7 protein-coding genes are annotated in these 12,757 nt (G+C 32.4%); 5 read left to right on the plus strand and 2 right to left on the minus strand.

What is annotated here, in order from left to right:
- Nucleotides 1-15 precede the first annotated feature (15 nt).
- Together FQB35_RS02095 and FQB35_RS02100 are read right to left on the minus strand one after the other, a co-directional pair.
- Nucleotides 16-7,305, minus strand: coding sequence for an isopeptide-forming domain-containing fimbrial protein (locus FQB35_RS02095; RefSeq protein WP_148808328.1), 7,290 nt, complete (start codon nucleotides 7,303-7,305; stop codon nucleotides 16-18).
- 119 nt (nucleotides 7,306-7,424) lie between these two features.
- Entirely contained in the window at nucleotides 7,425-8,114 is a 690-nt protein-coding gene (locus FQB35_RS02100) for a Crp/Fnr family transcriptional regulator (RefSeq protein ID WP_148808329.1), read from the minus strand.
- Between the two features lie 263 nt (nucleotides 8,115-8,377).
- Here FQB35_RS02100 and FQB35_RS02105 point away from each other — a divergent pair, with 263 nt between their 5' ends.
- The 5 genes from FQB35_RS02105 (at nucleotide 8,378) to cobT (ending at nucleotide 12,713) form a co-directional block, all read left to right on the plus strand.
- A complete protein-coding gene (locus FQB35_RS02105) occupies nucleotides 8,378-9,196 on the plus strand; it encodes a purine-nucleoside phosphorylase (RefSeq protein ID WP_148808330.1) in 819 nt (272 codons plus the stop codon).
- 15 nt (nucleotides 9,197-9,211) lie between these two features.
- Nucleotides 9,212-9,379 (plus strand): XapX domain-containing protein, encoded by a 168-nt coding sequence (locus FQB35_RS02110; RefSeq protein WP_148808331.1) that lies wholly within the window; start codon nucleotides 9,212-9,214, stop codon nucleotides 9,377-9,379.
- Between the two features lie 76 nt (nucleotides 9,380-9,455).
- On the plus strand, nucleotides 9,456-10,316 hold the full coding sequence (locus tag FQB35_RS02115; RefSeq protein ID WP_207707370.1) for a class II fructose-1,6-bisphosphate aldolase: 861 nt from the start codon (nucleotides 9,456-9,458) through the stop codon (nucleotides 10,314-10,316).
- 18 nt (nucleotides 10,317-10,334) lie between these two features.
- Nucleotides 10,335-11,294: a 6-phosphofructokinase gene (pfkA, locus tag FQB35_RS02120; protein ID WP_148808333.1), complete on the plus strand. Its 960-nt coding sequence runs from the start codon at nucleotides 10,335-10,337 to the stop codon at nucleotides 11,292-11,294.
- Nucleotides 11,295-11,663: 369 nt separating this feature from the next.
- Complete coding sequence (gene cobT / locus FQB35_RS02125) at nucleotides 11,664-12,713, plus strand: nicotinate-nucleotide--dimethylbenzimidazole phosphoribosyltransferase (protein WP_148808334.1); 1,050 nt, start codon at nucleotides 11,664-11,666, stop codon at nucleotides 12,711-12,713.
- Nucleotides 12,714-12,757: the final 44 nt, after the last annotated feature.

Consider the following 12,757-nt stretch of genomic DNA (forward strand, 5'->3'; position numbering starts at 1 on the left):
AAATAATACTTATTTTTAAAATGTCATGTCAGTACATTTAGATTTAGGATTACTACAGTTTAAATGTTTACAAGTCCCATATGAAGGAATTAGTAAGTCAACAATTTTTTCCGTAGAGATACGAGCATAAATACCAATAGTAAAAGTAGCATGACATTTGTTAGATAGTAGAATTGTAATGTTTGAAGGATTGCTTAAAAATCTATTTTCTTCTGTAGGTGTTATTGTAAAACTTCCTGTTGCATAGTTTAGAATATGCTTTTCAGTATTCAATACTTTAACAGAGAAAATAGCTGTTGCAGAATCTCCTGAATCTAGTGAAGAGATAGTCCATTTAACCAGTCCATCAGAAGCTTCTCCTGAATGAGTCAAATTGCCTATTGATACAAAGATTGATTGCACAAATTTTAATGCAGGTGATAAAGTGTCTTTAATTGTTATATTATAGACTGTGTTAGGTCCGGTATTTTCTATTACTAATTTATATTCAATGATATTGTTTACAGAAGCTCTAAGTGGTTCATGGGTAAAATCCTTTTCTGTAGATGTATTTTTTTGAAGTTTCTTGATTTCAATGTTGCTATTTGTTACAAAAATATCATACAAAGAATTTACAGGTTGTGCAGGTGTTGTAGGATCTAAAAACCATTTACCTAGAGCTTCATTTGTTTGAGTGTCTACGAAGGTGACAGAATCTATATTAATATATTTAATTTTAGCTTGAAATTTATAGGTGAAGTTTACATCATTATCCTTTGCTTCAGCATATGGAACAACAGGAAAAGAAATTAGCTGTCCTTCAACTGTTGGTTTAATTGGATTTCCATTCAAGCTTGCATTATTATCATATACTTGACCTATTGGTAAAGTATCTATAAATTGACCGTTGTATGCAACAGTACCCTTAGGAAGTGTGAAATTAACGGTATAAGTGATTGTATTTCCAATAACTGTATACACAATATCAGCAGTTTTGGTGATTTTAATGTTTGGATATATGTGAACTACTTTATTGCTTGCAATTGGACCAATAGTAATAGGTGTTGTTGTATTGGTATCATAAAATGAGGTAGCAATGTTTGAATCTTTTCCACCTGCAGGGATTCCACCTAGAATTTCTACTTGAAATATAATTGTTTCAACCTGCATAGGAGCTAAAGTATCTATTATCCAGTGGATACTATTATTTGTTGAATCAAAGGTAGCTGTACCAGATGAAATGGATACTATTTTTATATATTTATCAAATTGACCTAATATATCAGATATTTTAACATTATAAACAGAAGCTGCTCCAAAGTTATGAGCTGTGAGTCTAAATTCTAATATATCTCCTACTTCAACGAATAATTCATTTGTATCAAAGGCTGTTTCTTTTGTAACATTTCTTTGCTCTTTTCCTATGAAGAAAAATGGGCTTTTTACTACTACATTTTTTGAAGCAGATACAGGTATTGCAGGAGTGCCAGATTGATCAATATCCCAATTTGTTGTAACATGATTTGTCTGTATTTGTGTATATGGAAAAGATGAATTTCCTTCAAGAATTCTTGCTTTAAAGGTATAAATAATATTAGTATCTACCTGATTTTCTGTATCAAAAGTAATTTTTTGACCATCAATAGTAGGAAATACTAAAGAACCGTTCTTTGTAGCCTCTCCAACATAAATTTGTTCTTGTGGTAATAAATCTTGAACAACAACGTTGTAAGCAATTGTACCATCTGGAATGATTAGTTTTAGTGTATATGTTAGTATTTCTCCTATTTCTAGCGAATCTTTTGAAGCAGTTTTTTCTATCTCTAAAGATGGTAGTTTTATTTCTACTGTATTAGAAACTTCAGGACCATATATTATAATAGGTGGAGTTTGAACTGCTGAAAAAGTAGCATATAATTTGTTCAAAATACTGCTTTGTGCAACAACACCGGACAATACTTTTACTGCAATTATTGCACTATATTTTGTTGAAGGTGGAATACTTTCAATAATCCAATTGACTTTTCCATTTTGAGCCTCTCCTGTATGAACAATAATACCTATAGGCAATGGTTCAACTGGACCTATATAATGTAAATTATTATCTAAAATATCAAATACATTTACATTATAGATTGTATCTGTAGTACTAATATTTTCTACTGTAAGCTCATAGTGGATTATATCAGAAACAGAAGCTTGAATTGGATCTGTTGTAAAAGCAGTTGCTCCGTGTGTTGTGAAATTTCTTTGAGCTTTTGATACAGATATATTCATTTTTGTTACGTATACAGATTTGGTACTATTAATAGATTTATAAGGTTGTGAAGGATCTGTTTTCCATGTGAAAATAGCTTCATTTATTTGAATATCTTGAGGTGTTGTTACTAAAAAGTCAATTTTTGCTTGGAAAGTATAGGTTATAGTACCTTCTCCTAAATCTTGAGGTGCTTCAAATATAAAAGGAGAAATAGAGTAAGGTGTTATTGCTATACCATTTTTTCTTAAAGTATTTGGTACATAGCTTTGTCCATTAGGCAAAACATCTGTTATTTTAGCATCATAAGCAGTAGATTGTTCTGGAATTGTGACCGTTATTGTATAGGTTACAATGTCTCCTAAAAATCTAGTATCATCATCTACAGATTTAAGAAGTGTAGGATATATAAATTCAAAACCTACTTGATTAGATAAAACAGGTCCTATAGTTACGGGATGAGCAGTCGATGTATCAAATTTTGTAGAAGCTTGATTTATTACGTTAGTACCTGATACAAAACTAGATATAGTATCTACTCGAATGATTAGTGAGGTAGAACTATTAGGTGCTAAAGTAGGTACTGTCCATGTAATCGTACCATTAGGGGTTCCTGGTGGAGGATTAGGTGTTATTGTACCAATATAGCTTCCAATTGGACCTCGATAAATCAAATTGCTATCAAGTGTGTCAGTAGTTATAATGTTATAAGCTGGAGTTTCACCTGTATTTTCTAATGTTATTTTGTAATATACTGAATCGTTTGCTACCACGCCCTTTAAGAGGTCTTTTGTAAATGGACCTGTAGGGCTTTTGCTCTGTTCCTTTGTTACTACTATATTAGGATTTTTTACAGTAACGTTTGTAAAGGTAGAAACAGGTGGTGCTTGGGGACCTGATGGTGTTATGTCCCATACAACTTGAGCTTTATTTATTTGATTTTCTACTTTATTGCATAGGACTATTGTTTTAAAAGTGTATATTTTTGTGCCTGTTAGTGGAGAAGTAGGTTCGTTGTATGTGATGTTTCTTAAAGAAGGTGATACAATAGGTGTTCCTGGTGTCCAGCTTGAAGCTTTGTATTCTTGGCAAAATGGTATTTCATCTGTTATTACAACATTATAAGCATTAACTCCATTTGGAACGATAACTTTTAAGGTGTAAGTTATTTCATCACCAACTGCTGCAAGTGTCTTATCAGCAGTTTTTTCAAATTGTACTGGAGGAATATCGATTAGTACTGTATTGGACATAGTATTATAAGTTATAGGATTTACATCATTAGAATCATAAAATACTTCTACTTTATCCGGTATTTGTGCCCCTGCTCCTACACCGACCTTTACTTTTACTGCAAATTCAAGTATAAAAGTATCTCCATTATGAATATTTCCTAAGTTCCATTCTAAGGTATTTCCAGAAATACTAGGAGAAGGGCCTGATATCATTCTGTCGTATTCCAAAAAGTTATCTAGAATATCCTTTATTTTGACATTAAATGCTGTTGTTGCACCATTTGAATTAATTGTGAGACGATAATGAATTTCATCACTTGGTAATGCTGATATATTATTAGTAGTGTAATTTGGATCTAAAGCTTTTTTCTGCTCTTTAAGAACTTCTATATTTGGTGTTTTTGCTATGATATCTATATTAGAGCTTTTTTCCCTTCTAAAAGGACCTCCTGGTTGTATTGCCCATTTTACTGTAGAACTATTTTTTTGAACCTCTGTAAACGGAGGATTATGTGTTGCATCTATAATTCTTGCAACAAATTTGTATATTATTACTTTTTCGTTAGATGTTGCATCTATATCAGAACTATTAAAGGTTATTGGATTTAATGAGCTTGGTGTAACAGGTACTGGAGGATTTGGTAGTTCTTGTCTTGTAGCTGGTCCTATATATGTTTGCCCTGATGGAAGGGTATCTATTATTCTAGGTTTGTATGCAATAGTTCCAACAGGAACGGTTAGTTTAATACTATAGGTAATATCATCACCAATTTCTCCTTCTGATATAGAAGCTGTTTTCAATATAGAAACATAAGGGGCTCTAAGACGTACAGTATTCGTTTGATCAGGGCCATATTCTATACCTAAGCCATTGTTATTTGTATTATATATATACGAAGCACTGTCATATATATATCCACCTGCAGCAACTCCAGGTAGCGTTGTTACAGAGAAAATGAGTGTCGCAGTTTCACCTACGTCAAGAACAGGGATTAACCATATAATGCTTCCACCAGACTCAGTAGCTGAACCTTTTGTTGTAGAAATTGAACCTGTATTAAAGGATAATAGCGGATCTAATACATCTGTGATAACAGAATTGAAGGCTTTTTCAGCTCCATCATTAGTTACAGAAATAAGATATTCAATTACATCTCCAACATTATAATTTAATGTTCTTGTTATAAAGTGGCCACCAGTTGTGACATTTCGTTGCTGTTTTAAACCTCTTAGATGAGGTGTTCTTACTTGAAGAGGTGTAGTTGTACTAACAGGAACAGCGGGTATTCCTTCTTCAAAGTCCCATGTGATTGTTGCTTCGTTTATTTGCTCTTCTATATAAGGTGGTACATGGGTTCCTCCTGTGATTCTTACATCGAATGCATACGTAATCATTACTTCTTGTGTTGTAGCATCAACATAATCAATTTTAGGAAAAGTAACAACTCCTGAAGATACACTAGGCGTAACAGGAAAACCATCTATAGTAGCGCTTCCAAATATAAAAATTTGTGTAGAATTTGGGAAACTATCTATAAGTTGTACGTTATAGGCATTTGTACCTAATGGTACTGTTGCTTGAATAATATAAGTTACTACATCACCTATTTTTGCAAAAGCAGGATTAGTAAGCTTTAAAAGTTTAATTCCTTCAGCTTTTAAAGTTGTTGAGGCTTCAAATGGTAATCCTTGATATTGATAGGATCTATCTGGTTGTGAATAAGGTCTCTGGAGAATTGCGTTATTTTTAAATGTCTCTCCACTAGCAATTGTACTGTCTACTGTTACTTGAAAACTAAAGGTAATACTTTCATCAGGTGCAAGTTTTTTTATAGTCATAGATACATTTTGTCCTGAAAAAATAGGGTTAGTATGTGAGCCTGTACCTGTGATACTGTAATTACCGTTATAGGTAAGGCCGTTTGGAATTGTATCCGTTAAATCCATTTCAAAAGCATCAACTACTGTTCCTTCTGCATTTTGAGGATTTGAAACAGTAATAGAATAGGTATATGTTTCTCCTGATTTTATAGCATCTACATTAGGACCATTAACTGTTTTGTTAAATTCAATATTTGGTTCTCCAAATTTAACTTCCACTTGATCTCTATCACTGTATGAAAAATCTAATGTATTTTCACCAGATAATTTTGCTAAATTATTTTTTTCACCAACGAATTCGATAGCCCTTACAGGTACTTTAAAAGTAGCAACCCATGTACTATTGCCAGGAACTGTTCCTAAAGACCATCTTAGTCCATTAGGTGAAACTGTAAAAGGAGTAAATGGACCAGGAAAAGTACTGTTATAGGTAATAGGAAGACTAGCACTTAATGGTCCCATATTTAATGGTGCATACTCATCTATTTCAATGTTTCGTTGAGAGGATGAAATACCATTAGAGCTATATGTTATTCTAAACTCTACTTGGTCATTAGGGGCAGCAATATTAATTGATTTTAATGTTCCATCCTTATAGTAATAATTTAATATTTCCTTTTTGATGCTTGGATTTTTTATTGACATACTTGCACTAGAGTTGTCAGGAGTTGGAGATGATATTGTTTGATTTATTCCATTGACGTTTACATTATTAGTTAGTGTATCTCCTGAAACTACTGGATTCATAGTTGAATAATTTGAGTTTACGGTTGTACTAAAAGTGATTGTACCAGTTGTTCCTGTTACTAAAGTTCCTAAATTCCAAATAAGCGTTGTTGTTCCATCTGGGTTTATTGTGATGGTACTAGGTGTAATAGATGCAGAGCCTGTATTGTAACTTTGACCATCACTAATGGTATCTGTAATTATGAAGGATTCTACATTATCATATTGATTGATTTGATAATGTAGCGTATAGGTATTGATTTGTCCTACATCGGTTATATTGTTATTAACACTTTTATTAATGGTAGCATCCATAGCATTCGTTCTAGAATGTCTTTGAACAGGACCAGAGAGACCATCAATTGTAGCTACATTATCAAGAGCTGTTCCATGGAGAATTTTTCCACCACTATTTTCAACACCATTTACTGTATAATTATCCCAAATAGCAGAATAAAAGGTTATGATATTTACTGAATTAGGAGATAAGGTAATATTTCCCCAGTCTAAGGTTACAAAATCTTGACTTCCAGAACCACTAGGAGATATAATTGTTGGAGAAGATAAGGCTGCTGCATCAGGACCATTAACATTTAATCCTCCTAAATATCGAACACCATTAGGTAGATTGTCTATTAAAGTTACATTAGATGGTTCTCTGCTGTTATTAAGAATTGTCAAATTATACTCATAGGGCCATCTAGGATTTACAGATGGAGAAATAAGACCAGCGCCTTTTGGCATTTTTTTAGGAGCAGATTTTAATAAGTTATACCTTAAAGGAATAAAGTTTTCAGATATAGTTTTTGTTATTTTTACATTTGAAGGATCATAATCACCTCTAGGTGCTGTATCTAGGCTTGCTATTATATCAACACTAGAAAGAGGTATATCAAAGGGTACTATAAGTCCAGTAGCTCTAAAAGTTTCATCAGCCTTTAGCGTAAGATGGATTGTATAGTTCACTTCATTATGTGCTAAATCTTTTATGTTTATCCATTTTATGGTAATTGTTCCAGATGGATTTTCTGTTATTGAAGTAGGGACAATAGAGCTGTTTACAAATGATACCCCATCAGGAAGGGTAACTTCAACAGCTAAGTTATACCCTTTTTCTGTAGTACTTATATTTGAAAATAATAGGTTAATAGTAGAATTCATACCTATTACAGCGCTAGGTGGATTTGGTGATAAATTTAAAATAAAATCAGAAGGGCCAATAGCCATAAGGATCACCTCATATTCTAAACTTTTATACTAATATATGTTGTTTTGTTGTTTAAGTGAATAAAAAAAGGATGGAATATCCATCCTTTTTTAAGTATTTTAATTTTGTGGTAAAAATGCTATATAAAATCATCTACTATTTCAATAAGTCTTTCGTATTGATTTTTGTTCACATAAATTTTCCCTTTTATAATGGTCAATAAATTATCTTCTTTTAATTTTTTTATAATTCTATGAACTGTTCTTAAACTAATTCCTAATTCATCAGCAATATATTGGCGTTTTTTATTAATTAACGCTGTTTTTCCTTCTTGTATATCCTTTTGAACGAATCGAATTAGAAAAGCAATAAAGGAATGTATAGATGAGTTCATAAAAACGGCTCCATTTCTATAAATGGTTGGATAAAGCTTTTTTGCTAGGAGTTTTGCAATGTTAGTAGAAAAAAATATATCCTTTTCAAACCATTCTAAAAAATCTTCTTTAGATATTCTTAATGCAACGCAATCTGTAACTGCTTCAACTGTGCATGCTGTTTTAGATTCTTCGGCTAATATCTCTAAAGCTCCAACAAAATCAGTAGAATCAATATATGCAAAACCATATATATTGCCATTAGCAAATTCGTTTATTACTCTTAAGGTACCAGAATAGATTATATAAACATATTTTACCTCTGAATCCTTTTTAAGCATTATAGTATTAGAAGGAAAATGCTTTACAACAGATCTGTTTTTTATATCTTTTGGCATATTTTTTAATAGTTTTGCTAAATATGAATCATTTTTTAAAATCGTTTCTTTAGACATATTAGATCCCTCATTTTAAATATAAATTTTATGAAATAAGGAAAGTGTTCTCGAATGATTTGAAGTATATCAGAATTTTCGACGAATTTCAATGTTTAGTAAATACTACTGATTGGTAAAAATTATATGATTAAAAGGTGACACGTGTCATTTTTTTTTATCTTTTAATTTGCTATTCTTTAAATGTAAATATCGAATAATGTAGTTTATTTATATTGTTAGTAAATTTTCGAAGTTATATGCTGAAAATAAGGAGGAAGACAATGAATATTCAACAAAAAATAAGTCAATCTGCAAAATATATTCTTGATAAAACTAAATTCCAACCTGAAATCGGTCTCATATTAGGGTCGGGATTAGGAGCAATTGGAGAGCAAATAGAAGATGCAGAGTACTATCCTTATGATGAAATTCCAAATTTTCCAGTTTCAACAGTAGAAGGACATGCAGGGCGATTGGTTATAGGAACATTAGAAGGAAAAAAAGTAATTGCTATGCAGGGCAGATTTCATTTTTATGAAGGATACCATATGCAAGAAGTTACTTTTCCTGTTCGTGTAATGAAATTATTAGGGGTAAAGACATTAATTGTTACCAATGCGGCAGGTGCAGTAAATGCATCCTATAATCCTGGAGATTTAATGCTTATTAATGATCATTTAAATATGGCTAATACTAATCCATTGATTGGAAAAAATTTAGATGAGTTCGGCACACGTTTTCCAGACATGTCTAATGCATATGACAAAGATTTAAGAGAAAAAGTAAAACAGATTGCTAAATCTTTAAATATAGAGCTTAAAGAAGGTGTATATGCTTGCATGAGTGGTCCATCATACGAAACACCTGCAGAGATAAGAATGTTAAAAACATTAGGGGCAGATGCTGTAGGAATGTCTACTGTACCAGAAGTAATAGTAGCCATTCACAGTGGGCTTAAAGTGATAGGTGTTTCTTGTATGACTAATATGGCTGCTGGTATATTAGACCAACCATTAGATCATGTTGAAGTAATGGAAACTTCAGCAAAAGCGAGAGAAAAATTTATTATGTTAATGAAGCAAGTGATAAAAAATATATAAAAGGGAGGGAAAAATATGAAATTAGAAATAATAGCTTTATTGATAGGAATTATTACAGGTGGAATATTTACATTTGCTAAGCTTCCTCTCCCTGCACCACCAACGATAGCAGGGATATCAGGAATTGTTGGGATATTTTTAGGAGCTAAAATTGTAGAATATGTAATGAAGATTTATGCATAAGCTAAGGATATTCCTTGGCTTATGTTTTTACAAAAAACAGATATATGATAAAAAATAAAGGTATAAGGTGGGATTTATTGTGATCGTAGCTGGAAGAGAAATACTAAAACATGCACATAAACATGGATATGCGGTAGGAGCATTTAATGTAAATAATATGGAGCAGGTTAAAGCAATTATAGAGGCTGCAGAGGAGACAAAATCGCCTGTGATTATTCAGGCAAGCCAAGGTGGATTAAAGTATGCAGGGGTAGAATACATAGCGGCTATGGTAAAGGAAGCAGCAAAAAATGCATCAGTTCCTGTTGCGCTTCATCTAGATCATGGTACGGATTTTAAGCAGATTATGATGTGTATAAGAAATGGTTTTACTTCTGTTATGATAGATGCGTCACATTATGAACTAGAAGAAAATATTAAAAAAACGAGAAAGATAGTAGAAATGGCTCATGCAGTAGGAGTATCTGTTGAAGCTGAGCTTGGGAAAATAGGTGGAGTAGAGGACGATATATCAGTAGATGAAAAGGATGCAACATTTACAGATCCTGATGATGCAGAAAAGTTTGTAGCTGAAACCGGAGTAGATTCTTTAGCAATAGCAGTAGGAACGGCTCATGGACCATACAAAGGAGAACCTAAATTAGATTTTGAAAGAATAAAAGTTATTAAAGAAAAACTTAACATGCCATTGGTTTTACATGGATCTTCAGGAGTTCCAGAAGAAAGTATTAAAGAAGCAGTTCGTCTAGGAATTAACAAGATTAACATAGATACAGATATTAGAATGGCATTTCATAGAGCAGTAAAAGAATTTGTGAAGAAAAATCCAGATGTTTATGACCCAAGAAAGATTTTATCACCAGCAAAGGAAGAAATGAAGAATGTAATAGCTGATAAGATGAGGATTTTTGGTTCTGCTGGTATGGCCTTAAGGTAAAAGAGAGGGGAGATATGCTTGCAAACGATAGGTGTTTTAACGAGTGGCGGAGATGCTCCAGGGATGAATGCAGCCATTCGGGCGGTTGTAAGAGCAGGGATCTATAACAATTTGAAAGTTATGGGTATAGAAAGAGGATATGCAGGATTGATAAATGGAGAAATAAAAGAAATGGATTTATCATCTGTTGGAGATATCATACACAAAGGAGGAACAATCCTTAAGACTGCAAGATGTGAAGAATTTAAGACAGATACTGGAAGGAATAAAGCATTAAATGTATTGAACGTATTTGGGATAGATGGACTTGTAGTAATTGGTGGAGATGGTTCCTTTAATGGAGCGCAAAAACTTAGTCATTTAGGGATTAAAACCATTGGAATTCCAGGAACAATTGATAATGATTTGGCATATACAGATTATACAATAGGTTTTGATACAGCAGTAAATACTGTATTGGATGCTATCGGAAAAATAAGAGATACATCAACATCTCATGAAAGGATTAGCATCATTGAGGTTATGGGAAGACATTGTGGAGATATAGCTCTTTATGCAGGGCTTGCTGGTGGAGCAGAGAGTGTTTTGTTACCGGAAGAAGCTTTTGAGATAGATGATATTTGTAAAAAACTTATACAGGGAAAAGCAAGAGGAAAGCTTCACCATATTATTATGTTAGCAGAAGGAACAGGAAATGCTTTTGAATTACAAAAGGAAATACTAGAAAAAACAGGTATAGATGCAAGAGTGACGGTTTTAGGATATATCCAAAGAGGGGGTACTCCTACAGCTTTTGACAGAATATTAGCAAGTAAAATGGGAGCTAAGGCTGTTGAATTGCTGTTAAAAGGAAAATCTAGCAGGGTTGTAGGAATTAAGAATAACCAGTTAATGGATATGGATATCTATGAAGCACTTTCTCAAAATAGAGAATTTGATAAAGAAATGTATACACTGACTAAAATATTGTCTATATAATATGAATAACTAATTTCCAAAAGAAATATAAAAAACGTTCATTCCAGATAACTTTTGAAAAAACTAAACTTCATTCCATGAAAAATACTAAACCTTCAAAACTCACCTTTGTTCAAACATTGAAGGTTCTTAACGTATTTTTCATGTAATTTCAGTAAGTTTTTTAGATTTACAAAAGTTATCAAAGTCATTCACTTATTATATATATTTCTTTTTAAAATGTTGATGCTGTTTATCTATAGATGAAATTTTAAAAATTTTCATTGACAATTTATAACTTTCAAAATATAATTCAATTGAAACATCCATGCCAGATTTTGGTGTGGATGTTTCTCGTTATAAAACTATATGATAAATGGGAGGGGTAAAATGGAATTATTAAATCAAACATTAAAGAAGATTGAAGGGTTAAATGAAGGAGCTATGCAAAAGACAAAAGAAAGAATAGATAATTTAATAAAGCCTCAAAGAAGTTTAGGAAAATTAGAAGATATAGCTATTCAATTATCTGGAATAACAGGGAAACTTTATCCAAAAGTAGATCGTAAAGCAATTATTGTAATGGCTGCAGATCATGGAGTATGCGAAGAAGGAATATCAGCAGCACCCCAGATTGTAACAAAAATGATGACTTCCTATATAGCAAAGGGGTTAAGCGGCGTATGTGCATTAGCCTCTCAGGCAAGAGCAGAGGTTATAACAGTAGATATAGGTATAGCATCACAGATAGATGATGAAAATGTAATCAATAAAAAAGTAAGATTAGGGACTAATAATATGACAAAGGGACCTGCAATGACCAAAGAAGAAGCAATAAAAGCTTTAGAGGTAGGAATAGAAATAGCAACTGATGCAATTAAAAATGGAATAAACTTACTTGGAACTGGAGAAATGGGGATAGGAAATACGACGCCAAGTACAGCAATATTAGCAGTAATGGGAGAGTTTGATGCAGAAGAAATTACAGGTATTGGTGCAAATCTGCCAAAAGAGGAATTAACAAATAAAATAAATGTAATAAAAAAAGCTATAGAAGTAAATAAACCAAATAAAAAAGATGCAATAGATGTATTAGCTAAAATAGGAGGACTTGATATAGCAGGTATGGCTGGTGTAATGATTGCTGGGGCTGCTAATAAAGTAGCTGTAGTGGTTGATGGATACATATCTACAGCAGCTGCTATTATTGCAACGGCCATTGAGCCAAAAGTAAAAGATTATCTAATCAGTTCTCATATGTCTAATGAAAAAGGAGCAAGTAAGGCATCAGAAATTTTAGGATTAAAACCTATGCTTGATATGGATATGAGACTAGGTGAAGGAAGTGGTGCAGCTCTTGCTTTTAATATTATTGAGGCAGCTACATTTATGAATGAAAAAATGATTACGTTTCAAGAAGCAGGAATAGGTGTAGTTTAAAAGAGTAGCATTTTTTGCTACTCTCTTATTTATGTATGTAACTT

The sequence above is a fragment of the Crassaminicella thermophila genome, from assembly GCF_008152325.1.
Taxonomy (GTDB): domain Bacteria; phylum Bacillota; class Clostridia; order Peptostreptococcales; family Thermotaleaceae; genus Crassaminicella_A; species Crassaminicella_A thermophila.

What these genes read in the sequence shown, in the direction of transcription:
- FQB35_RS02095 (WP_148808328.1), bottom strand. Translation starts at nt 7,305, where the DNA reads ATGGCTATTGGCCCTTCTGATTTTATTTTAAATTTATCACCAAATCCA.
- FQB35_RS02100 (WP_148808329.1), bottom strand. Translation starts at nt 8,114, where the DNA reads ATGTCTAAAGAAACGATTTTAAAAAATGATTCATATTTAGCAAAACTA.
- FQB35_RS02105 (WP_148808330.1), top strand. Translation starts at nt 8,378, where the DNA reads ATGAATATTCAACAAAAAATAAGTCAATCTGCAAAATATATTCTTGAT.
- FQB35_RS02110 (WP_148808331.1), top strand. Translation starts at nt 9,212, where the DNA reads ATGAAATTAGAAATAATAGCTTTATTGATAGGAATTATTACAGGTGGA.
- cobT (WP_148808334.1), top strand. Translation starts at nt 11,664, where the DNA reads ATGGAATTATTAAATCAAACATTAAAGAAGATTGAAGGGTTAAATGAA.